Annotated in this window: 21 protein-coding genes and 1 riboswitch; of the genes, 6 read left to right on the top strand and 15 right to left on the bottom strand. The window is 72.0% G+C overall.

Features of this window, described 5'->3' with window-relative positions; all coding sequences use genetic code 11:
* Positions 1 to 26: 26 nt before the first annotated feature.
* Complete coding sequence (locus C8E87_RS22865; RefSeq protein ID WP_133874992.1) at positions 27 to 983, top strand: DUF2637 domain-containing protein; 957 nt, start codon at positions 27 to 29, stop codon at positions 981 to 983.
* A gap of 91 nt (positions 984 to 1,074) precedes the next feature.
* On the opposite strand, the gene C8E87_RS22855 is transcribed toward C8E87_RS22865, so the two are convergent.
* The 6 genes from C8E87_RS22855 to dxs all read right to left on the bottom strand — a co-directional run bounded on the left by C8E87_RS22855 (position 1,075) and on the right by dxs (position 9,083).
* On the bottom strand, positions 1,075 to 2,304 hold the full coding sequence (locus C8E87_RS22855) for a sensor histidine kinase (protein ID WP_133874991.1): 1,230 nt from the start codon (positions 2,302 to 2,304) through the stop codon (positions 1,075 to 1,077).
* Positions 2,301 to 2,975 (bottom strand): response regulator transcription factor, encoded by a 675-nt coding sequence (locus C8E87_RS22850; protein WP_133874990.1) that lies wholly within the window; start codon positions 2,973 to 2,975, stop codon positions 2,301 to 2,303. Before C8E87_RS22850 ends, C8E87_RS22855 begins: the two co-directional genes overlap by 4 nt.
* A gap of 68 nt (positions 2,976 to 3,043) precedes the next feature.
* A complete protein-coding gene (locus tag C8E87_RS22845; protein ID WP_133874989.1) occupies positions 3,044 to 4,327 on the bottom strand; it encodes an outer membrane protein assembly factor BamB family protein in 1,284 nt (427 codons plus the stop codon).
* 47 nt (positions 4,328 to 4,374) lie between these two features.
* Positions 4,375 to 5,733 (bottom strand): outer membrane protein assembly factor BamB family protein, encoded by a 1,359-nt coding sequence (locus tag C8E87_RS22840; RefSeq protein ID WP_133874988.1) that lies wholly within the window; start codon positions 5,731 to 5,733, stop codon positions 4,375 to 4,377.
* A 3-nt stretch (positions 5,734 to 5,736) separates the two neighbouring features.
* Entirely contained in the window at positions 5,737 to 7,038 is a 1,302-nt protein-coding gene (locus C8E87_RS22835; RefSeq protein WP_133874987.1) for an outer membrane protein assembly factor BamB family protein, read from the bottom strand.
* A 128-nt stretch (positions 7,039 to 7,166) separates the two neighbouring features.
* A complete protein-coding gene (gene dxs, locus C8E87_RS22830) occupies positions 7,167 to 9,083 on the bottom strand; it encodes a 1-deoxy-D-xylulose-5-phosphate synthase (protein ID WP_133874986.1) in 1,917 nt (638 codons plus the stop codon).
* A gap of 161 nt (positions 9,084 to 9,244) precedes the next feature.
* Positions 9,245 to 9,329, top strand: a riboswitch (ZMP/ZTP riboswitch).
* 17 nt (positions 9,330 to 9,346) lie between these two features.
* On the opposite strand from dxs, the gene C8E87_RS22825 reads away from it, so the two are divergent.
* A complete protein-coding gene (locus C8E87_RS22825) occupies positions 9,347 to 10,216 on the top strand; it encodes a bifunctional 5,10-methylenetetrahydrofolate dehydrogenase/5,10-methenyltetrahydrofolate cyclohydrolase (protein WP_133874985.1) in 870 nt (289 codons plus the stop codon).
* Between the two features lie 200 nt (positions 10,217 to 10,416).
* On the opposite strand, the gene C8E87_RS22820 is transcribed toward C8E87_RS22825, so the two are convergent.
* Complete coding sequence (locus C8E87_RS22820; protein ID WP_133874984.1) at positions 10,417 to 11,661, bottom strand: class I SAM-dependent RNA methyltransferase; 1,245 nt, start codon at positions 11,659 to 11,661, stop codon at positions 10,417 to 10,419.
* Positions 11,658 to 13,700: an APC family permease gene (locus C8E87_RS22815; RefSeq protein WP_203720443.1), complete on the bottom strand. Its 2,043-nt coding sequence runs from the start codon at positions 13,698 to 13,700 to the stop codon at positions 11,658 to 11,660. Before C8E87_RS22815 ends, C8E87_RS22820 begins: the two co-directional genes overlap by 4 nt.
* 113 nt (positions 13,701 to 13,813) lie before the next feature.
* On the opposite strand from C8E87_RS22815, the gene C8E87_RS22810 reads away from it, so the two are divergent.
* Together C8E87_RS22810 and C8E87_RS22805 are read left to right on the top strand one after the other, a co-directional pair.
* A complete protein-coding gene (locus C8E87_RS22810; protein ID WP_133874982.1) occupies positions 13,814 to 14,479 on the top strand; it encodes a potassium channel family protein in 666 nt (221 codons plus the stop codon).
* Positions 14,476 to 15,138, top strand: a complete 663-nt coding sequence (locus C8E87_RS22805; protein ID WP_166661212.1) for a potassium channel family protein — start codon at positions 14,476 to 14,478, stop codon at positions 15,136 to 15,138. The genes C8E87_RS22810 and C8E87_RS22805 overlap by 4 nt, the downstream gene beginning before the upstream one ends.
* Positions 15,139 to 15,217: 79 nt before the next feature.
* On the opposite strand, the gene C8E87_RS22800 is transcribed toward C8E87_RS22805, so the two are convergent.
* The 4 genes from C8E87_RS22800 to dut all read right to left on the bottom strand — a co-directional run bounded on the left by C8E87_RS22800 (position 15,218) and on the right by dut (position 17,653).
* A complete protein-coding gene (locus C8E87_RS22800) occupies positions 15,218 to 16,000 on the bottom strand; it encodes a DUF3159 domain-containing protein (RefSeq protein ID WP_133874980.1) in 783 nt (260 codons plus the stop codon).
* Entirely contained in the window at positions 15,997 to 16,374 is a 378-nt protein-coding gene (locus tag C8E87_RS22795) for an OB-fold nucleic acid binding domain-containing protein (protein ID WP_133874979.1), read from the bottom strand. The genes C8E87_RS22800 and C8E87_RS22795 overlap by 4 nt, the downstream gene beginning before the upstream one ends.
* Positions 16,375 to 16,464: 90 nt before the next feature.
* Entirely contained in the window at positions 16,465 to 17,151 is a 687-nt protein-coding gene (locus C8E87_RS22790) for a DUF3710 domain-containing protein (RefSeq protein ID WP_133874978.1), read from the bottom strand.
* Positions 17,138 to 17,653 carry a dUTP diphosphatase gene (dut, locus tag C8E87_RS22785; protein WP_133874977.1) on the bottom strand — a complete coding sequence of 172 codons (516 nt, stop codon included), beginning with the start codon at positions 17,651 to 17,653 and terminating at the stop codon, positions 17,138 to 17,140. Before dut ends, C8E87_RS22790 begins: the two co-directional genes overlap by 14 nt.
* Positions 17,654 to 17,742: 89 nt before the next feature.
* Here dut and C8E87_RS22780 point away from each other — a divergent pair, with 89 nt between their 5' ends.
* Positions 17,743 to 18,234, top strand: a complete 492-nt coding sequence (locus C8E87_RS22780) for a DUF3093 domain-containing protein (protein ID WP_133874976.1) — start codon at positions 17,743 to 17,745, stop codon at positions 18,232 to 18,234.
* Here C8E87_RS22780 and C8E87_RS22775 read toward each other — a convergent pair whose 3' ends face one another.
* Together C8E87_RS22775 and C8E87_RS22770 are read right to left on the bottom strand one after the other, a co-directional pair.
* Positions 18,235 to 19,053: a hypothetical protein gene (locus tag C8E87_RS22775; protein ID WP_239079881.1), complete on the bottom strand. Its 819-nt coding sequence runs from the start codon at positions 19,051 to 19,053 to the stop codon at positions 18,235 to 18,237.
* 136 nt (positions 19,054 to 19,189) lie between these two features.
* The gene (locus tag C8E87_RS22770; RefSeq protein WP_133874975.1) at positions 19,190 to 19,486 is read right to left on the bottom strand and encodes a DUF4193 domain-containing protein; all 297 of its coding nucleotides are present in this window, start codon (positions 19,484 to 19,486) and stop codon (positions 19,190 to 19,192) included.
* 357 nt (positions 19,487 to 19,843) lie between these two features.
* Between C8E87_RS22770 and C8E87_RS22765 the strand changes: the two genes are divergently transcribed.
* Positions 19,844 to 20,389 carry a LytR C-terminal domain-containing protein gene (locus tag C8E87_RS22765; protein WP_133874974.1) on the top strand — a complete coding sequence of 182 codons (546 nt, stop codon included), beginning with the start codon at positions 19,844 to 19,846 and terminating at the stop codon, positions 20,387 to 20,389.
* 82 nt (positions 20,390 to 20,471) lie between these two features.
* On the opposite strand, the gene C8E87_RS22760 is transcribed toward C8E87_RS22765, so the two are convergent.
* Positions 20,472 to 21,323, bottom strand: coding sequence for an inositol monophosphatase family protein (locus C8E87_RS22760; protein WP_133877010.1), 852 nt, complete (start codon positions 21,321 to 21,323; stop codon positions 20,472 to 20,474).
* Between the last annotated feature and the right edge of the window lie 190 nt (positions 21,324 to 21,513).

Below are 21,513 nucleotides of genomic sequence, written 5' to 3'. Positions count from 1 at the left end.
CTGTCCGAAGGCTGAGGAGACTTCCGGTGGTCCTGGAGCAACTGCGTCGCGTCCGGTGGGCCGTGCGAGCAACGCTGCTGCTCGGCGTGGCCGCCTCCGTCGTCGCCAACGTCCTGCACGCCCTGGACAACCCGATCAGCCAGGCCATCGCCGCCTGGCCGCCGCTGGCCCTGCTGCTCACCGTCGAGCTGATCTCCCGCGTCCCGGTGCACCGGCGTTACCTGGCCGTGCTCCGGCTGGTCGCCACGGCGATCATCGCGGGCATCGCGGCCTGGGTGTCGTACTGGCACATGGTCGGAGTGGCGGCCCGGTACGGCGAGACGGGCGCCTCGCCCTACCTGCTGCCGCTCTCGGTCGACGGGCTGATCGTGGTGGCGAGCATCTGCCTGGTCGAGCTGGGCGGCCGCATCTCGACGCTGGAGAAGGCCGAGGCCGAACCGTCCGCTGCCCCGCCCCGGCCCACGCCGGTCGAGCTGCCGGCCGAGCCTGTTCCCGGCCTCATGCCCAGTCCGCTGGCCGCCGCACAGGCCAGGGTCAACGGCCCATCCCGTACGCCGGGACCACTCGGACCAGCGACGGCGGCCGCCCTGGCCGAGGCCGCAACCGTGTTGCCGCAGCCGGTGACCCGCCCGTCCACCCGCACGGCGACGAGCGCGGCTGGAACAAATGCCGTAAACCGGCCAGGGGCACGGGCCGAAACCAGCGCCGCCCAGGCAAGGGCCGGAGTCAACGCCGCGTCCGCGGCCCGGACAGGGGCGCGCGCGAACGGTCGGATCGTGCCCGCGCAACGCTCGACCCCCAGCGGCCGCGCGGTGACAGCGCCCGCCGACACCCCCGGCAAGTCGCGCCGCACCCCCGCCGAGCACATCGCCCTGGCCCGCCGCATCAAGGCCGACCGCCCCGGTCTCAGCGAGGCCGAGGTCGCCGCCGAGCTGGGCCTCAGCGAGTCCCGCTGGCGGGCGATCCGCCGCGAGGCCGCGTGAAGCCGTCAGGCCGCGTGACGCCGTCAGGCCGCGTGACGCCGTCAGGCCGCGTGACGCCGTCAGGCCGCGTGACGCCGCGAAAGCGTACGGCCTAGGCGACGCCCAGCCCTTTGGCCCGCGGCACCGCGGCCGAAGCGGCCACGACAGGTGTCGCGTCCGCCGTGGGCAGGGAAACCGTCACTTCCAGGCCTCCCCCGGCCTGGGCCACCGCCGTAACAGTCCCCCCGTGCGCGTCACACACCGCCCGCACGATGGACAGCCCCAACCCGGAACCTCGCGACCCCGTACGCTCCCAGCCCCCGCGCCGGAAAGGCTCGAACAGCCCCGGCACATCCCCCGGTTCCACCTCGTACCCGGTGTTGCCGACCACCAGCCGGGCCTGCCCGTTGAGCGTCCCGGTGCGCAGCCACAACCGCCCCAGCAGGTGGTTGTAGCGGATGGCGTTCTCGATCAGGTTGCCCGCGAGCCGGTCGAGCAGCGACGGATCACCCACCACGGGCGCGGGCTGCAGGTCCGTCGTCACGTCCAGCTTGAGCCGCTCCGCCTCGGCCTTCACCGCCGACAACGCGTTGGTCACGCTGATCGCCATGTCGGCCGGCACCTTGCGCACCAGCCGCCGCCCCGACTGCGCCTCCGAGCGGGCCAGCACCAGCAGCGCGTCGACCAGCCCGTTGGCCCGTTCCGACGCGTTACGCACCACCTTGGCCATCCGGCGGTACTCGGCCACGTCGGCCTCGTCGTCGCTGAGCGTCACGTCGATCTCGGTACGCATCACCGCGAGCGGCGTGCGCAGCTCGTGCGAGGCGTTGGCCACGAAGCGTTTCTGCGACTCGAACGCGCCGGCCAGCCGGTCGAGCATGGCGTCGAAGGTGCGTGCCAGCTCGGCCACCTCGTCGTCCGCCCCCGAGTACTTGATGCGCTGGTCGAGCGTCTCCTCGCCGAGGCGGCGGGCGGTCTGGGTGACGATGTGCAGCGGGCGCAGGGCCCGGCCGGCCACCGCGTACGCCCCGGCGATGCCGATGATGCCGATCGCGAACAGCGCGACCAGGCCCTTGACCAGCATCTCGCGGGCCGCCTGGTCGACCAGCGCCTCCTGCCACTGGGCGGCGTCGACCGAACGCCCGTCGGTCAGGGTGACGGTGGAGCCGGGTTGCAGCCCCACGCTCGGGTGCATCACGTCCCCGACGAGCAGCCAGGCCAGCAGCACCAGGATCGCTCCCGCGCCGACCAGCAGGATGCCGTTGAGCAGTGTGAGCCGCAGCCGCAGGGTCGGCCGGAGGGTGAAACCGGGGCGCTTGTTACGGCCGAGGTAGACCGTCATGAGAGAACGACCGGTTCGGGCACCCGATAACCCGCGCCCACCACGGTCTCGATCAGCGGCGGATCGCCCACCTTTTTCCGCAGCGTCATCACCGTCACCCGTACGGTCGTGGTGAACGGGTCGGTGTTGGCGTCCCACACCCGTTCCAGCAGCTCCTCGCTCGACACCACGCCGCCACGTGCCTTGAGCAGCTCCTCGAGCACGCCGAACTCCTTGTTGGTCAGCTCGATCGGGGTGCCGCCGCGGGTGACGACCCGGCGGGTCTGGTCGAGCACCAGGTTGCCCACCGTGAGCACGGGCGGGGCGGCCGGGGTGGCGCGACGGCCCAGCGCCTGCACCCGGGCCACCAGTTCCTCGAAGGCGAACGGCTTGGCCAGGTAGTCGTCGGCGCCGAGCTGCAGGCCCTCGACCCGGTCGGCGACCGTGCCGCTGGCGGTGAGCATGAGCACCCGGGTCAGCGCGCCCGACTCGACCAGGGCCGCGCAGATCTCGTCGCCGTGCATGCCGGGCAGGTCGCGGTCGAGGACGACGACGTCGTAACGCGTCACGTAGGCCATCTCGTGGCCCTGCAGGCCGTCGTACGCGACGTCGACGGCCATGCCTTTGCGCCGCAGCCCGCGGGCGATCGCGTCGCAGAGATTCCGCTCGTCTTCCACTACCAGCACACGCACCGCAGACCTCCGTCGAACCACCGGGCTCAGCCTCACCGACCGGGTGTGAAGAGGCTGTAAGCAGAAGGCTACCGAAGCGGCCACATGGCGACCGAGGCGTCGATCAGGCGGCAGATCAACAGCCCCGCCGCGGTCTGGCAGCTGTTGGAGACGTCGGCCGCCGTGCCGAGCAACCGCACCGAGAGCGTGGCCGGGTCGAGAATCGCGTAGTGCACGGTGTACGCCCCCGGCACGTCGAGCTTGGCGTAGAGGCGCCCGTCCCCCGTCGCCGCCAGGAACTCCCAGCGGCCGAAGTCCCCCCGGGCCGAGCCGGTCGCCGGGTCGATCACCCAGAGCCCCGGATCGTCGATGCCGCGTTCGGCCCGGGTCGCCAGCAGGTAGCGCCCGACCGGCTCGGCGTACGCCCAATCGGGGTTCTCCCACAGCTTGCGCCCGGTGGCGGCGTCGATGGCGGTGAGTCCGCGCTGCCGGCGGAAGGTGCAGATCAGGTCTCCGCAGGCGGCCTGCATCCAGCTGCCCGACAGGTCGGCGCCGGTGTGCCAGAGCGGGGTGAGCTCCGGCAGCCGGTACGCGGCTAGGCCGGGCGTGCCGTCGTCGGCCATGACCAGGTCGTCGACCGGCCAGATGAACCCGTGGGCACGGCCTTTACGAGGCGGGACCGTACGGGTCGCCAGCAGCGCCCCGGTGTACGGGTCGTAGCTCTCCAACCGGCCCGAGTCGCTCAGCAGCACCAGCCAGCGCGGGTAGTCGTCCGCCCAGCCGGTCTCGGCGATGTAGCCGTCCCGCGGTCGTGGCAACGTCCAGCGGGTCTTCCCCGTACGCAGGTCCACCGCGTGAACCGCCTCGTCCGTGCCCAGCAGCACCTGCTCCTCGGGTTCGGAGACCGCGATCAGCCGGGCCGTACGCCGCCAGCGGGTCTGCTCGGTGCCCTCGGCCACCGCCACCGTGGCCCAGGTGCCGCTCGCGTCCACCTGGTACGACACCACCACCGTGCCGCCGGCCGACAGCACCTGGTTGATGCCGCCCGAGACGGTGACCGTGGTGGTGCTGAGCAGCCGCGCGCTCGGCAGGTCGTAGGCGCGTACGACCCGGTGGCTCACCTGCGCCACCAGCGCCGACGAGCCACTGACCAGCATCATCCGGTGCTCGTCGAGGAAGGTGGTGTCGCCGAGCCGGGCCGCGACGACAAGGGGACGCGCGGAGGCCGGAAGCGGGGCCCCGGCCGTGGTCACGGCGACAAGGACGGCGGTGAGCAGCGTCAGCAGGGCCCGGCGCGGCACCAGCCGGTCGGTCATCACGACCGCGGGCGTCCCGCGGGTCACCTCGCCGAGATCGATCTCTCCGTTCGCCACGGCGCACCCCCGGTCATTGTGCGCCGCCGACGGCCCCGGCTGACAGCTCAGGCCCGATAGGCCCAGATTCGCAGACCGCCCTCGGTGCGGCAGACCACGTGCCGCGCGTCGGAGGTGCAGTCGCCGACCGGGCCGCCGGTGACACCGAGCGGCTGGATGCGGTCACGGTCGGGCATCACCACGCCGAACGCGCTCCCCCCGGCGTCGATGCCGCGTCGCAGCACGATCGCCGGCCCCGCCTCGCCGACCACCTCGGCCCACCAGCCGGTCAGGTCGACGCGGGTGACGCCGGTGGCCGGGTCGACGAGCCGCACCGGCATGCCCGACTCGACGCCGATCTCGACCACGTACCCGCCGAGCTTGGCCAGGTCGACGTCGGCCGGCGCCCGCCAGCGCGCCCGCCCGGTGGCCGGGTCGAGCACGTCGAGGGCCTGGCGTCCGCCCGCGCAGTGCAGGCCGGTGCAGTTGGCCGGGTCGAGCATCATCGGCGGCACGGGACGTTCCCAGCGCCGTTCCAGGGTGTGCGGGTCGTACGCGACGTCACGCGACACCACCCCGCGGTTGCCGTAGTGCACCATCATCAGACCGTCGACCAGGTCACCCCCGTACGGGGTGGCCTCGCCGGCCGGGGGCAGCGGCCGGCTCGCCACCACCGCGCCCGACGCGCCGTCGATGCGGCGCAGACGGTCGGACGAGAGCAGCAGCACGACCGCCTCGTCACCGGCCGGCACCGACACGTTGACCGAGCCGGCCGCGGTGACCGTCCACAGAACCCGTCCGTCGGAGAGGTCGACCCCGCTCAGGTGGGTGCGCAACGGCGGCTCGGTGTGCGGCTCGCCGGTGGCCGAGAAATACAGCATCCCCGGCTCGCCCGAGGCCTGGTCGTAGACGGTGCCCGGGCGGAAGTCGTGTTTCTGGACGACACCGATCCGGCCGCCCGGCAACGGACTGACGTCAACCGGTGAGCTCCACCGCGGGGCGCCCGTTCCGGCGTCGACGACGGTCGCCTGCGGGCCGTCGCCGAAGAGCACCACGTCGCCCGCCGCCTCGGCCTCGACCCCGCCCCAGCTGATCTCGTCGAGGCCGGCGACCCGGGCCGGGAAGCCGGCGGTCCACAGCTCCCGCGGCGGGCCTTCCAGGTTCCAGGCCGTGATCACGCGGTTCGTGCCGGCGGCGGCCACGGTGTAGACCCGCCCGCCGGCCAACGCGAACGGCGCCTCCGGACCGGCCGGCGACGGCACGACGCCCAGGTAGCGCCAGAGCACCGGCAGGACGGGTGCGGCGCCTCCGGCCGCGAACAGCAGCACGGCGACCAGCATCAGGCCGGGGACACGGTAGCGGTGGGCGGGCGGCGGCGTGAGGGGCTCGTCGGGCTGGGCGGTCAGGTCCAGCTCGATCAGCGCCAACGGTCACCCCTTCATGCCGTACGACCAGACCACGAGCCGGCCGTACATCGAGCGGCACACCAGGCGCTCGTTCGCGGCCTGGCAGTCGCCCGTGCCGGTCGGCAGCGCCCCCAGCAGGCGCGGTCGGCTCTCGCCCGGCTGGGCGACGGCGACCATCGTACGGCCTCCCGGCTCCACGGCCCTCGTGACCAGCAAATGGTGTTCGCCGGCCGTTCCGGCGACCGGCCGCCACCCGGTGAGGTCGACCTCCAACGCGCCCGTGTCCGGGTTGATCAGCCCGAGCGGCCTGGTGTTCTCGGCCGAGCCGTAGGCGACGTACTGGCTGCCGAACTGCTGGATACCGCGCCACTCCGGCCTCTTCCAGACGGTGTCGCCGGTCGCCGGGTCGATCGCGCGCATGCCGCCGGGACCGCTCAGGCAGGCCAGGATGCCGCAGCTCTCGATGGTGTACGCGCCGTCGGCCGGCATCGCCCACAGATTGCGCAGCGTGACCGGGTCGTAAGCCGAGATCTCCATGTCGGGCCGGCCCGGGTGCCGCAGCAGGATCGTGCCGTTGACCACCGCCGGGTTGTCCGGGTCGTAGTCCGCGGGCGGCGCGTTCGTCGTGACCAGGCGTTCGCCGGTCGCCAGGTCGTGCACCGCCATGGTGCGGTCGTCGTGCACGAGCAGCATCCGGGCGCCGGCGTCGCCGACCCCGGGCAGCGCGATCAGGGCGGCGCTCGACGGCACGTTCACCGTCCAGAGCGTGCGCCCGGTCACGGGGTCGATGGCGTCCACCGGCCCGTCGATCCGGCGGTTGCCGGCACCGCGCACCGGCGTGACCGAGAGCAGGGTCGACGACCCGGCGACGGAGACGACCTGGCCGGTCCGGCGCCACCGGTAGGCGCCGTCGTCGACCGAGATCGCGGTGGTGCCGGGGTCACGCGAGCCGACGATCCACGGCCGCATCAGGATCAGCCCCGACCCGAGCCGCAGCCGGAAGACCGGCTTCGTCCGGCCCGCCTTCCACTGCGGCTCACCGTCGCGCAGGTGATACGCGCCGAGCACGCCGTAGGTCTGCACCAGCAGGCGGCCGTCGCCGGTCAGCGCGTACGGCTCGGCCGGGCCGGCCCGCAGGCTGAACACCTCGGTGAACGGCTGCTCGGCGGGCGCGGCCGAGGCCCCGGCGGTGAGCAGGACGAGGACGGCGAGGACGGCGGCGGGGAACCAGCCCGGGAATGTCGAGCGCTGCGGCGAATCGTACGAATCGGGCTCTCCCCGTTCGAGGCCCAGATCGATGATGACCGTGTTGCCCTCAACCGTCATGCCCCAAAAATAACGAGTAGATAACGGAAGCGCCCCTCCGCGGTCCGTTTCGCGGGGCTATCGACGTTTTTCCGCGCGCGGCGTCACACCGGAGTGAACGCCGCGCCGGTGTCACGGCGGGCGGGTGGTCAGGCCGGGTTGGCCACCGGCTGCGCGTCCAGCTTGGCGACCCACTCGGTGACGTCGCGGGCGATGTCCTGCGACGTCAGACCCAGGTCGGCCAGCAGCTCGCCGCGGGTGCCGTGCGGGTGGAACCCGGCCGGCACGCCGAAGTCGCGCAGCGGCACCTCGACACCCGCGTCCCGCAGGGCGCCGGCCACCGCGTCGCCCACGCCACCGGCGCGGACGCCGTCCTCCACGGTGACCACGAGGCGGTGCTGGGCGGCCAGGCCGGTCAGCTCGATCGGCACCGGGCGCACCCACCGCGGGTCGGCCACGGTGACGCCGAAGCCCTGCTCGGCCAGGCGGCCGGCGACCTCGAGACCGAGCCCGGCGAACGAACCCACCGCCACCACCAGCACATCCTTGCGCTCGTCCTCGCGCAGCAGGTCGATCTGGCCGACGCGGCGCAGGGCGGGCAGCGGGGCCGGGACGGCGCCGGTCGGGAAGCGGACGATCGTCGGGCCGTCGTCGACGGCGAGCGCCTCGCGCAGTTCCTCCCGCAGGGTCGCCTCGTCGCGGGGCGCGGCGATCCGCAAACCGGGCACGACGCCGAAGACGCTCATGTCCCAGATGCCGTAGTGGCTGGGGCCGTCGGGGCCGGTGATGCCGGCCCGGTCCAGCACGAACGTGACCGGCAACTCGTGCATCGCCACGTCGAGCAGCACCTGGTCGAACGCGCGGTTGAGGAACGTGGCGTAGACGGCCACGACCGGGTGCAGGCCGCCCATCGCGAGGCCGGCCGCGCTCGTGGCGGCGTGCTGCTCGGCGATGCCCACGTCGTACACGCGCTCGGGGTGCTTCTTGGCCATCGCGGCGATGCCGGTCGGCTCGGCCATGGCGGCTGTGATTCCCACCACGTCGGGCCGCTCGTCGGCGATCTTCACCAGCTCGTCGGCGAAGACGTTGGTCCACTTCAGCTTGGAGGCGGCCAGCGACTTGCCGGTCTCGACGTCGAAGCTGCTCGGGCTGTGCAGGCAGTCGGCCTCGTCCTGCTCGGCGGGGCGGTAACCGTAGCCCTTGCGGGTGACCGCGTGCACGATGACCGGAGCGTTGAAGCCCTTGGCCCGGCGCAGCGCCGACTCCATGGCCTGCACGTCGTGGCCGTCGACCGGGCCGAGGTACTTGATGCCGAGGTCCTCGAACATGGGCTGCGGGCTGACCGCGTCCTTGATGCCGCGCTTGACAGCGTGCAGCACCTCGTAGACCGGCTTGCCGACCACGGGGGTCGAGCCCAGCGCCTCCTTCACCAGGTCGAGCACCTTTTCGTAGCCGGGGTTGAGCCGCAGCGTGGAGAGGTGGTCGGCCAGGCCGCCGATGGTCGGCGCGTACGACCGGCCGTTGTCGTTGACGACGATGACCAGGCGGTTCTTGGCGGCGGCGATGTTGTTGAGCGCCTCCCAGCACATGCCGCCGGTGAGCGCGCCGTCGCCGACCACGGCCACGACGTGCCTGTCCTCGCGGCGCAGCGCGAACGCCTTGGCCATGCCGTCGGCGTAGGACAGGGCGGTCGAGGCGTGCGAGTTCTCGATGAAGTCGTGCTCGCTCTCGGCCCGGCTCGGGTAGCCGGTGAGGCCGCCCCGCTGGCGGAGCAGGTCGAAGCCGTCCTGCCGGCCGGTGACGATCTTGTGCACGTAGGCCTGGTGGCCGGTGTCGAACAGGATGCGGTCGCGCGGCGAGTCGAAGACGCGGTGCAGCGCCAGCGTGGTCTCGACGACGCCGAGGTTGGGGCCGAGGTGACCGCCGGTGCGGGAGACCTTGGCCACCAGGAAGTCACGAATCTCGGCCGCCAGCAGGGTCAGCTGCTCGGTGCTGAGGCGCTTGAGATCACCCGGATCGGTGATGGTCGCCAAAATGCCGTCCGCGGCGGGGAGGGATTCGCTCATGGGCGCAAAGTCTATCGGCGTGCCGCCAGAACGCATCCTCGGCCGATGGTCCCTCCCGCGGTCCTACACACAACCGACACATCCCCGTGACCTGCGCTCATCGGTGACCTACCGCACAGTAACAACCCCGTTCCGGCGCCCGCAGCGGCGTCGGGCATCCTGGTAGGCACGGCGACTGGCGGCACCGGGGATGGATCGACCATCGGGGAGCCTGTCACGGGGTTGTCGACCGCCTGGGCCCCCGTACGACAAGGAAGTCGCACATGTCTCATGAAGCTCGTTCCCTGCCCGGCAAGCCCGTCGCCGAGGCCGTGCTGGCCGACGTCTCCGAGCGCGTCGCCAAACTCAAGGCCCAGGGCGTCACGCCCAGCCTGGCCACCGTGCTCGTCGGCGACGACGACGCCAGCGCCGGTTACATCCGCATCAAGCAGCGGCAGGCGGCCGAGCTCGGCTTCGACTCGCCGCACCGCCACCTGTCCGGCGACATCACCCAGGAGCAGCTGCTCGACGTGGTGGCCGAGCTGAACGCGGACACCAGCGTGCACGGCGTGCTGATCCAGTACCCGATCCCGGCCCACCTCGACTACGACGCGGCGCTGATGACCCTCGACCCCGACAAGGACGTCGACGGCATGCACCCGCTCAACATGGGCCGGCTCGCCGTCGGCCTGCCCGGCCCGCTGCCCTGCACCCCGGCCGGCATCGAGGCGCTGCTGGCCCACTACGAGATCCCGGTGGCCGGGCGCGAGGTCGTCATCCTGGGCCGAGGCGCGACGCTGGGCCGCCCACTGGCCATGCTGCTGGCCCAGAAGCGGCCGACCGCCAACGCCGCCGTCACCGTGGTGCACACCGGCGTGCCCGACTGGGAGCGCTACACCAAGCGGGCCGAGATCCTCATCGCCGCGGCCGGGGTGCCCGGCATCATCCAGCCCGAGCACGTCCGTCCGGGCGCCACGGTGGTCGGCGCCGGGGTGCGTTACGAGGGCAAGCGCCTGCTGCCGGACGTGGCCGAGGAGTGCGCCGCGGTCGCCGGGGCCATCACCCCGCGGGTGGGCGGCGTGGGCCCGACGACGGTCGCGATGCTGTTCCGCAACGCGATCAGCGCCGCCGAGCGGGCGGTCGCCGCACGCTGACCCGAAGGCGGCCGGACGCCGCACGCTGACCCGAAGGCGGCCGGACGCCGCACGCTGACCGGGGGCGGCCGATCGCCGGGGCCGCTCACGCTGCCGGGAGCCGGAGCGGGCGGTCGCCCAGCCATGGGCCGGCTGCCGGAGCCCACGACGTAAGTGCGCACTCGCAAGCCGCCGCGCCACCGCCGTCCCCGCCGGGCGAGTCAGGGCTCCAGCAGCGCCACGCACTCCACATGCTGGGTCATCGGGAAGCAGTCGAAGGCACGCAGCGTGACCAGCTTCCAGCCCAGCTCACGGAATGTGGCGATGTCGCGAGCGAGCGCGGCCGGGTCACAGGCCACGTAGGCCACCGCCCGGGGTCCGGCCGCCACCACGGAACGCACCACCTTGGCGCCGGCCCCGGCCCGCGGCGGGTCGAGCACGACCAGGTCGACCGGCCCCGTGACGCGGCGGCGGGACAACGCAGCCTCGACCCGGGCCTCGACCACCTCGGCCGGCTCGCCCAGGTTCCCGCGGGCCGCTGCCGCGCCGGCATGCGACGACTCGACCACCGTCGTACGCCCGTGGGTGCGCTCAGCGATCGCCCCGGCGAACAGCCCCGCGCCGCCGTACAGGTCCCAAGCGGTCTCGCCGTCGGCCGGGCGCAGCATCTCGATCACGGCGGCCACCAGTGTCCCGGCCGCGGCCGGGTGCACCTGCCAGAAGCCCTCGGCCGGCACCCGCCACTCACGCCCGGCCGCCTGCTCGGTCACCTCGGCCGGGCCGGAGAGCCGTACGCGTCCGCCACCGCCGAGCGTGACGCCGTCGGCCGGGTCGTCCGGCGGCAGCATCCGGCCGCTGCCCGACGGGCGGGCCAGCACGGTCACGTCGCCCCCGGTGGTCGCGACCGCCTCCAGCGCGTCGGCGTCCGGCCATTCCCGGTCGAGCAGGTCCAGTTCCTGGATCCGGGGGTGCGCGATCCGGCACCGGTCGATCGCCACCACCTCGTGCGAACGGTGCTTGAGCAGACCGGCGCGCCCGGCCGCGTCGACGGCGTAACGCACCCGGCTGCGCCAGCCGAGCAGGCCACCGGGCAGCTCCTCGACCCGTACGTCGTAGGACAGCTTGGCCAGCCGCCGCAGCTGCTCCTCGACGACCGCCGCCTTCCAGCGTCGCTGAGCGTCACCCGAGGCGTGTTGCAGATCGCAGCCGCCGCAGAGTCCCGGACCCGCGTACGGGCAAGGGGGTTCGACCCGGTCGGCCGAGGGCTCGTGGATCTTGATCGCGTCGCCGCGCGCGTACCCCTTGTGCAGCTCGGTGATCTCGGCAGTGACCCGCTCGCCCGGCAGCGCGTGCCGCACGAACACGACCTGGCCGTGCTCCCCGCCGACCCGGGCCACACAGTGCCCGCCGTGCGCCGGCGCGCCCACGGTCAGCTCGACGAGGTCGCCTTCCTGCAGTTCGTTCACTTGCCGGCCTCGCCGTTCTCGTCGGAGGGGGGCGCGGCCTGGGCCGGCGGACGCACCCGCGGGCCGCGCGCGGGCACCCGGGTCAGGCGCTCGTCGAACCGGTCGAGGTCGCGGTCCTGGCTGGAGCGCAGCTGCCACGGCACGCTGGTCACCATCACCCCGGGCTCGAACAGCAGCCGCCCCTTGATACGCAGCGCGCTCTGGTTGTGCAGCAGGTTCTCCCACCAGCGGCCGACCACGTACTCGGGGACGAAGACCGTGACCACGTCGCGCGGCGACCCCCGCCGTACGCCCTTGACGAAGTCGATGATCGGGCCGGTGATCTCGCGGTAGGGCGAGTCGACGACCGTCAGCGGCACCGGGATCTGCCGCCGCTCCCACTCCTGCTGGATCTGGCGGGTGTCCTTGTCGTCCACGTTGACCGTGACCGCGGTGAGCGTGTCGGGCCGGGTCGCCTGGGCGTAGGCGACAGCGCGCAGGGTCGGCATGTGCACCTTGCTGACCAGCACGATCGCGTGGTTGCGGGAGGGCAGCACGGGCCGTTCCTCGGTCGGCTCGAGCTCCTGCGCGACCCGGGTGTAGTGCTTGCGGATGGCGAGCATGAGCCCGTAGATGACGATCATGACGGCGATCGCGATCCACGCGCCCAGCAGGAACTTGGTGATCAGCACGACGATCAGCACGGCGCCGGTGAGACCCATGCCGAACGTGTTGATGGCCCGCGAGCGGATCATCCGGCGGCGCCGCTCCGGGTCGCGCTGGGTCTGCAGCAGCCGGTTCCAGTGCCGGATCATGCCGCCCTGCGACAGCGTGAACGAGACGAACACGCCCACGATGTAGAGCTGGATGAGCCGGGTGGTCTCCGCCTGGAACGCCACCACCAGCACCATCGCGGCGATCGCGAGGAAGATGATGCCGTTGCTGAAGGCCAGCCGGTCGCCGCGGGTGTGCAGCTGGCGGGGCAGATAGCGATCCTGAGCGAGGATCGAGCCGAGCACCGGGAAGCCGTTGAACGCGGTGTTCGCGGCCAGGAACAGGATCAGGGCGGTGACCGCGCCGACCACGTAGAGCAGGAACGACCCCGAGCCGAAGATCGTCTCGGCGAGCTGGGCGGTGACCGTCTTCTGCACGTAGTTGGGCGGTCCCGAGACGATCTGGAGCGTCTCGCTCTCGACGTACTGCAGGTGGGTCAGGCGGGACAGCACCACGATGCCGACCAGCATGATGATCGACAGCCCGCCCAGCAGCATCAGGGTGGTCGCGGCGTTCTTGCTCTTCGGCGGCTTGAACGCGGGAACCCCGTTCGAGATGGCCTCGACCCCGGTCAGCGCCGCACAGCCCGACGAGAACGTCCGCAGGAGCAGATAGGCGAACCCGAAACTGGTGAGGTGGTCCTCCTCTGCCGTGATCACCAGGCCCGCGCTGGGCGCCAGCAGATCGTCGCCGAGCACCAACACCCGGAACAGCCCGATCAGGATCATCCCGACGATCACGATGATGAACGCGTACGTCGGCACGGCGAACGCGGTGCCCGACTCGCGCAGCCCGCGCAGGTTCAGCGCGGTGAGCAGGCTGATCGCGCCGATCGCGAAGGCGACCTTGTGCTCGGCGACGAACGGCACCACCGAGCCCAGGTTGTTGACCCCGGCCGAGGTCGACACGGCCACGGTCAGGATGTAGTCGACCAGCAGGGCGCTGCCCACACCGAGCCCGGCCCGGGGGCCGAGGTTGACCGTCGCGACCTCGTAGTCGCCGCCGCCGGAGGGGTAGGCGTGCACGTTCTGGCGGTAACTGGCGACCACGGTGACCATCACCACAGCAACGGCCAGGGTGATCCACGGGGAGATCCAGAAGGCGCCCGCCCCGGCGATCGAGAGCGTCAGCAGGATCTCGTCCGGCGCGTAGGCCACGCTCGACAGGGCGTCGCTGGCGAAGACCGGCAGCGCGATCCGTTTGGGCAGCAACGTGTGCTGCAGTCTGTCGGAGCGGAACGGCCGGCCCACCAGGAGCCGCTTCGCGAGGGAGGTCGTACTGGCCACGAACGCAAAGCGTACGGCCGTTGTTCTCGCCCTGTCCCCCGCCCCGGCCGCCGCTTCTGGCGGGGACATGGCAATCTCTCACTCAGCAGCACCCATGCGGGAGGACACAACACGTGCACGTGGTGATCATGGGGTGCGGCCGGCTCGGTTCGACGCTGGCCCACAACCTCGAGGAGCGCGGCCACTCGGTGGCCGTCATCGACCAGAACTCGGACGCCTTCCGCAGGCTGGGCTCGGATTTCGACGGCACCACGGTGACCGGTGTGGGTTTCGACCGCGACGTGCTGCGTTCGGCCGGCATCGAGCGGGCCGACGCGTTCGCGGCCGTCTCCAGCGGCGACAACTCCAACATCATCTCGGCCCGCCTCGCGCGTGAGACGTTCGGCGTCTCCCGGGTCGTGGCCCGCATCTACGACCAGAGGCGGGCCCAGGTCTACGAGCGGCTCGGCATCCCGACCGTGGCCACCATCCGCTGGGCAGCCGACCGCATGGTGCGCCACCTGGTGCCCGAGGGCACTGTCGAGGTGTTCCGCGACCCGACCAGCGTGGTCTCGATCGTCGAGGCGCCGTTGCACCGCGACTGGATCGGGCGCACGCTCAAGTCGCTCGAGGAGCGCACAGGGGCCCGGGTGGCCTATCTGATGCGCTTCGGCATGGGCACGCTGGGCACCCCGTCCACCGTGCTGCAGGACGGCGACCAGGTGTTCCTGCTGGTCACCGACGACACCGCGGGCGCCGTGCTCGACATCGCCGCCGGCGCCCACGCAGAAGGGCTGTGACCATGCGGATCGCCATCGCCGGGGCCGGGAACGTGGGCCGGTCGATCGCGCAGGAGCTGATCGGCAACGGCCACCAGGTCATGCTGATCGAGCGCCAGCCCCAGCAGCTGCGGCCCGAGCGGGTGCCCGAGGCCGACTGGGTGCTGGCCGACGCCTGCGAGCTGAGCAGCCTCGAGGAGGCGGACGTGGCCGGGTGTGACGTCGTGGTGGCCGCCACCGGCGACGACAAGGCCAACCTGGTGGTGTCGCTGCTGGCCAAGACCGAGTTCGCCGTGCCGCGGGTGGTGGCCCGGGTCAACCGCGCCGAGAACGAGTGGCTGTTCACCGAGCAGTGGGGCGTCGACGTGTCGGTCAGCAAGCCGCGCCTGATGGCGGCGCTGGTCGAGGAAGCGGTGACCGTCGGCGACCTCGTACGCCTCATGACGTTCCGCCAGGGCGAGGCCAACCTGGTCGAGATCACCCTGCCCAAGAACGCCCCGTACGAGGGTCAGCCCGTGCGCGACGTGCCGCTGCCGCGCGACTCGGCGCTGGTGGCGATCCTGCGCGGCAAACGGGTCATGGTGCCCACGGCCGACGACCCGCTCGAGGCCGGCGACGAGCTGATCTTCGTGTGCACCGCCGAGGTGGAGGACCAGATCCGCGCCGTCGTGCTCGGCTGAGTCCCTGCCCGGCGGGTCAGGCGGGTTCGGCGGCCCTCCGCGGGTCAGGCGGGTCAGGCGGCCCTCCGCTGCCGGCGGGTCAGACGGGTTCGGCGGCCTTCTGCTGCTCGCTGGTCACGCGGTGGATGGCCCACGCGGTGAACGCGAACGTGGCGGCGTAGATCGGCCAGCTGATCAGGATGCGCACGATGCCGAGCGCGTTCGCCTCGCCCATCTGCCACAGCACGAACTGGATGCCCGCGCGCAGGCTCAGCGAGACCACCCAGACGAGTGTGAGCCACTGGAACGTCCGGAACAGGCGGGCGTTGTCGAACCAGTTCTGCTGACCCTTGTTGGCCATGATGCCCCACACGTACCCAATGATCGGTTTTCGCACCAGCACGGAGATCAGCAGGGCCGCCGCCTGGGCGAACGTGAGCAGAATGCCGGGCAGGTAGAAATCCTCGGCATTGCCCGTGCGCCAAGCCAGGAAGGCGCCCACCGCGATGCCGAAAAGACCGTTCACCGCATGCCGTACGGGCTGCTTGCGGGCCAGACGGAAGGCGCCGATGGCCAGCGCCGAGAGGACCGCGCCCCCGATCGCCCAATAGAGCGCCGTACGCTTCTCGAGCCCCACGACGGTGTCGCCGAGGATCACGTTCAGCGCCACGAAGGCGAGCACCGGGATGCTCGACTCGATCAGCCCGCGCACCCCGCCGAGCTGTTCCGAGATCTGCTCGCTCATGGACGGGAACGGTTCCTCGTCCTCGCCCGGCTTCGGCCCGGGCACCGGTTTGAGGTCGAGCTCCTCGACGACCTCCTCGGCGAACCGTTCCTCCACGTTCTCGTGCGCGGCGTGACGCGGCTCGCTGCCGGGTGTCACCGGGGCGCCTCCAGCTCGTAGTACGGGTTGTAGATCACCTTACGGTCATCGCGGATCGCAATGCGCCCACGCGCCGTGAGCTGCCGCCCCGGTTCGATGCCGACGATCGAACGGCGGCCCAGGAAAACCAGTGTCACGACGTCGCTGCCGTCCCACAGGTCGGCCTCGAGCGTCGGCAGGTTCGTGCGCGGAGTGTACGCCACTGTGCGCAACCGACCGGACACGGAGACGACCTGGCCCCGGGTGCACTGCCCGGCCGGCACGGCGCCGCACTTGGCGCTCTCGCGCTGCAGGTCCCGCGCGTCGAGCTCGGAATCCGTGGCGGTCAACCGGTCGATGAACCGGCGCAGGCCGGTGCGCACGTCGGTGGTCATGCCTTCTCCTCAGCCCCGCCCGGCTCCAACGGCACGGGTCAGTCCCGTGCCGTTCCTACACGGTACGCCTGGGTGACCACAGTCACGAGGTCAGACCGGACGGCTGCCGTTGGCCTGGCCGGGCTGGGCCGGCTCGGCCTCCTGCTGGGCCTGCTCGGTCATCTCCTTGGGCAGCCGCAGCGGCAGCGCCTCGCGCACCGGGCGGGCCTCGGCGTCACGCACGACCACCAGGCCGCTGAGCACCTCGCCGAGCCGGCCCTCGCGGGACGGGTCGGCCGCGGCGGCGCCCTGGAACAGCGCCCGCACCATCCAGCGCGGCCCGTCGACCCCCACGAACCGCACGTCGGCCGGGCCCTCGGGGGTGTTGACCCGGGCGGCCAGCTCGGTGCCGTAGACGCCGTCGACCTCGCGCGGTGACACGCCGTCGGACTTCATGGCCTGGGCGATCTCCTCACGGACCTCGTCCCAGATGCCCTCGGTGCGCGGCGCCGCGAAGACGCCCAGCTGCAGCGCGCTCTCGCCATCGACCAGGACGATCTGCTCGACCACACCTTCGGGGTTGGCCTGCACGCGCACCTCGACGCCGTCGACCGCGGGGATCAGCAGGCTGCCCAGGTCGAGCCGCTGCACGTCGTCGGGCGCGTACGACGAGTCCCACGGCCCGTGGTCGGGTGCCGGCGGGTCGTCGCTCGCGGCCATGCTCTGCTTGAGCGCCTCGGAGGGCGGCGCGTCGGTCGCACGAACGTGCTTCGGGCCGCCGCGCTTACGGGAGAACATCGTAGCCACCTTCCGTCCTGAACTGCTGCTGCGTGGGCAGCGCGCTGTGCCCGCCGGTGGACCCGTGCCCACCGGCGCCACGAGCGGTGTCGCCGAGGTCGTCGACCACGTGGAACGAGGCCCGCTCGACCCGCTGGACGACCAGCTGGGCGATGCGGTCGCCACGCGAGATCTTGACGGTGTTCACCGGGTCGTGGTTCACGAGAATCACCAGAATCTCGCCTCGATAACCGGCGTCGACCGTACCGGGCGCGTTCAGCACCGTCACACCCAGGCGCGCGGCAAGGCCGGATCGGGGGTGCACGAGACCGACGTACCCGTCCGGGATGGCCACCGCAATGCCCGTACGCACCTTGGCCCGATGCCCCGGCGCCAGCTCGGCGTCCTCGGCGGCGACCAGGTCGGCGCCCGCGTCACCGGGGTGCGCGTACGCCGGAAGCGGCAGGTCGGGATCGAGCCGGCGAATCGGGATCACCACGTCGGTCGCAGTCGGGTCGGTCAAGATCGGTCCTCACTGGTGCGGGCTGCGGGCGGCACTCACCCTGCCATCCTGCCGTGCCCGGTCGCGGAGGCGCGCCGTACCCTTCCAGGGTGACACCGGAGTCTCCCGCGCGCACCACCCCGGCCCCCGCCTATTCCGAGCGGCTCGGCCTCACGTGGTGGATCTGGCCGGTCTCGCTGCTCGTGGTCGCGATCGTGGCGTTCGAGATCCTGCTCGGCTTCCACGACGTGCCGACCTGGGTCCCGTTCGCCGTCCTGGTCCCGCTCACCGTGGCCGGGCTGCTGTGGACGGGGCGCATCCGCGTGGCCGTGACCGATGGTGAGCTGCGGGTGGACGACGCCCGCCTGCCGGTCGAGTTCATCGCCGACGTGGTCGCGCTCGACTCCGACGGCAAGCGTGAGGCTCTCGGTGTGGGCGCCCACCCGCTCGCGTTCGTGATCCAGCGCCCCTGGATCGGCCCGGCCGTGCAGGTGCTGCTCAACGACCCCGACGACCCCACGCCGTACTGGATCGTCAGCACCCGGCGCCCGGTCGAGCTGGCCACCGCCCTGCTCAAGGCCCGCGACCAGGGCAAGCCCTAGCTAGCCCTCGATCACCTTGCGCTGCCGCTTGCGCAGGTCCTTCTGCACATTCTCGCCGAGATGGCGGGTGGCCCGGCGGTTCAGATAGCCCGCGACGGCCGCGCCGGTCAGCAGCGGCCCCAGGGTCGTCAGCTGACGCCCGAAGCGCTTGAGCAGCGTCGTCTGCAGTTCGCGGCGCGCGGCAGTGCCGAGCACTGTGGCCACGCCCACGCCAGGCACCAGCGGGTTGACGCCGCGCTGCTGCGACCAGGCCTGTAGGAGGCCCGCCGCCCGCTGACCGAGGCCACCCTCGACCGGCTGCCCGTAGATCTCGTGCAGCTCGCCGATCAGCTTGAGCTCGATCGCCACCACGGCGATCGTCTCCGCGCCCAGCAGGACGGGCGCGGACAACAGGGTCGGCGGCGCGACCCACTGCACCGAGGCGACCCCGCCCCCGGCGGCGCCCACCCCGGCCGTCGACCGCGCGGCGTTGCGGATCAGGCGGTCGGCCAGGTCGTCGTCGGTCAGGCCGGGGAAATGCTGTCGCAGGGTCTCCACGTCGCGGACGGGCACGTGCGGGGCCACATCGGCCACCACGTCGGCCATCCAGCGCACCGCGGCCTTGGGCTTGAACATCTGGCCCAGCCCACGGCGCCGGATGTCCGCCACGAGCCGGCCGAGAAGTTGCCGGCGGCCGGCCGGTTCCAGGTCGTCGGCGGTGAGCGCCGCAACCGTCTGTCCGAGATCGGTGTCGACGGCGGCCGGCTCCTGGCTCTTGGCAGATGTCTGCTCCAGGGCAGGCGGCGCGCCCGTCTCGGCGATGTGGTCCGGTCCGCTCATCGTCGTCCTCCCGTTGTGGCCCCCGGGCTCTTCCTTCATGGTGATGCCCGGTGTCGACCCCGGGTCAAACCCGGCAACGGCCTGACGCCCGACCGCGATCAGCGGCCGGGTGGTGTTGCGCTGCTGCGAGTGCCGATCAGGCACACTCGCGGCAGATCAGCTCCCCGTTGCGCTCCGCGGCCAGCTGGCTGCGGTGGTGAACGAGGAAACAGCGGGAACAGCGGAACTCGTCGGTCTGCATCGGCAGCACCTTGACGGTGAGCTCCTCGTCTGCCAGGTCGGCGCCGGGCAGCTCGAAGCTCTCCGCCACCTCGACCTCGTCGACATCCACTGAACCCGACTGCGAGTCGGCTCGGCGGGCCTTGAGCTCCTCGAGGCTGTCCTCGCCGAGGTCGACCTCATCGCGACGCGGGGCGTCGTAGTCGGTGGCCATCGGTCTTCACTCTCCTGTATCGATGTGTCACTTGGCGTTAGTAACGCCCGCGACGCTGTTTCGGTTCCCGGTTCCGCCGGACGATTTCCGACACTGCCCCTAACACGTGAAACTCCCCCGGTGAGCGCGGAACGTTACCGCTGTCGCGGCACTGTTGTACGCGCACGGGCGGCCCATTGTTCCCGATGTGACCGAGGCGACATCAAAGTAGGGGTATCAGCCTCTGGATCATCGTCAACGCGCCGGAAGTATTCCCTGTTTCCGCATGCCCGCGCACAGACGCTAACCTCTCGACAGGTCCGCCCGTTCCCCGGCGGCCGAGACGCCACTGACAGAACCGCCCTGGAGCCGAACCCCATGAGCTTTGCGCGCGTACGAGCGCTGATCGTCGTCGGCGTGCTCGCCCTGGCCGCAGTGGTGTTCGTGGTCGTGGCGCTGGTGCGCGACACCCAGGGCGGCACGAACGCGGGCGAGGACTGCCCCGCCGGCGCGCCCCTGGCCGACCTCGGGCTGCCCGACGATCCGGCCGAGGTCTCGATCAAGGTCTACAACGGCACCGACAAGCCGGGCCTGGCCGACAGCGTCACCAACGAGTTCAAAAACCGGCGCTTCACCACGCAGAAGCCGGCCGAGAGCAAGACGAAGTACAAGGGCGTGGCCGAGATCCGCTACGGGCCGGAGGCGGTCGGCAAGGCCCAGCTGCTCCGGGCGTACTTCCTGGCCCAGTCCAAGATGTCGTACAGCGCCAAGCGCAAGGGCCAGGTCATCGACATCGTGATCGGCAACGAGTTCCGTCAGCTGGCCACCACCACCGAGGTCAACCAGTCGCTGGTCGAGGTGGGCGAGCCGACGCTGCCGCCGGGCTCCTGCCTCAAGCCCGCAGAGAAGGCCAAAGACTCCTGACCCGTACGGGGTAGGGATTGAGCCGTGCGGGGCGCTCACGGGCCGTCTCAGCTCCCGCGCGGCCTCCGTCGCCGTTCCGCCCTCACGGACCGCCTGAGGCGTCGAGATCGGCCAGCAGGTCGTGCAGCTCATCGAAGACCGCCGGTGAGGCGGCCACCAGCAGCCCTGACCCGGGCGCGGCGCCGTTCAGGCCGGACACCACAGCGCCGGCCTCGGTGGCGACCAGTCCCCCAGCGGCCCAGTCCCAGGGGTTCAGCCCCTTCTCGTAGTACCCGTCGAGCATCCCCTCGGCCACCGCGCACAGGTCGAGGGCCGCCGCGCCGAACCGCCGGATGTCCCGCACCCGGGTGATCAGACCGGCCACGACACCACCTTGATGCTCGCGCCGCCGGGCGTCGTAGCTGAACCCCGTGCCGACCAGCGCCTGACCGAGCCCGGCGGGGGCCGAGCACCGCAGCCGCCGGCCGTCGCGCCAGGCCCCGCCCCCGAGCGTCGCCGTCCACTCGGCGCCGGTGGCCGCGTTGACCACCACCCCGGCCACCACCGTGCCGTCCAGCTCGGCGGCCAGCGAGACCGCATACTGCGGGAGTCCGTACAGGTAGTTCACCGTGCCGTCGATCGGGTCGAGGATCCAGCGGACCGCACCCGGCTCGGTTGCCCCGTCGGCGCCGCGCCCGCTCGCCTCGTCTGCGCCGTACTCCTCGCCGAGCACCCCGTCGCCCGGCCGGGCCGCCCGCAAGGCCTCTACGACCTGCCGCTCGACCGCCTTGTCGGCCGCCGTCACCACATCTGTCGCGGTGCTCTTGGTCTCGACGTCGCCGATCGCCTCGGCCCGCATGCGCCGGGCGGTGGCAGCAGCATCCCGCGCCACCCGTACGGCCAGCTCCAGCAGCGTCGCATCGAAATCGTTACCGGGATTTGTCCCGGCCCCCATCGGGGTCTCGCCGGGGCCCGCATCGGCCGAAAACTCGCTCACGTCTCTGCCCTTTCCGCCGATACCATTCTCACGCCGGGTGTCTCCGGCGAGGTCGGCGGCCCCCTGCGGCGTGCTGCGACGGGAGGATCTCGCTCGACGGCGCTACAATTCACCCCTGCCCACCGCTTCACGGACACCGAGCACCGAT

The organism is Paractinoplanes brasiliensis, from assembly GCF_004362215.1.
In the GTDB taxonomy this organism is placed as follows: Bacteria; Actinomycetota; Actinomycetes; order Mycobacteriales; family Micromonosporaceae; genus Actinoplanes; species Actinoplanes brasiliensis.
Note: the sequence above shows the minus strand (reverse complement) of the source record. Positions and strands in the feature narration are given on the sequence as shown.

What these genes read in the sequence shown, in the direction of transcription:
- C8E87_RS22855 (WP_133874991.1), bottom strand. Translation starts at nt 2,304, where the DNA reads ATGACGGTCTACCTCGGCCGTAACAAGCGCCCCGGTTTCACCCTCCGG.
- C8E87_RS22835 (WP_133874987.1), bottom strand. Translation starts at nt 7,038, where the DNA reads ATGACGGTTGAGGGCAACACGGTCATCATCGATCTGGGCCTCGAACGG.
- dxs (WP_133874986.1), bottom strand. Translation starts at nt 9,083, where the DNA reads ATGAGCGAATCCCTCCCCGCCGCGGACGGCATTTTGGCGACCATCACC.
- C8E87_RS22825 (WP_133874985.1), top strand. Translation starts at nt 9,347, where the DNA reads ATGTCTCATGAAGCTCGTTCCCTGCCCGGCAAGCCCGTCGCCGAGGCC.
- C8E87_RS22795 (WP_133874979.1), bottom strand. Translation starts at nt 16,374, where the DNA reads ATGACCACCGACGTGCGCACCGGCCTGCGCCGGTTCATCGACCGGTTG.
- C8E87_RS22790 (WP_133874978.1), bottom strand. Translation starts at nt 17,151, where the DNA reads ATGTTCTCCCGTAAGCGCGGCGGCCCGAAGCACGTTCGTGCGACCGAC.
- C8E87_RS22775 (WP_239079881.1), bottom strand. Translation starts at nt 19,053, where the DNA reads ATGAGCGGACCGGACCACATCGCCGAGACGGGCGCGCCGCCTGCCCTG.
- C8E87_RS22770 (WP_133874975.1), bottom strand. Translation starts at nt 19,486, where the DNA reads ATGGCCACCGACTACGACGCCCCGCGTCGCGATGAGGTCGACCTCGGC.
- C8E87_RS22765 (WP_133874974.1), top strand. Translation starts at nt 19,844, where the DNA reads ATGAGCTTTGCGCGCGTACGAGCGCTGATCGTCGTCGGCGTGCTCGCC.
- C8E87_RS22760 (WP_133877010.1), bottom strand. Translation starts at nt 21,323, where the DNA reads ATGGGGGCCGGGACAAATCCCGGTAACGATTTCGATGCGACGCTGCTG.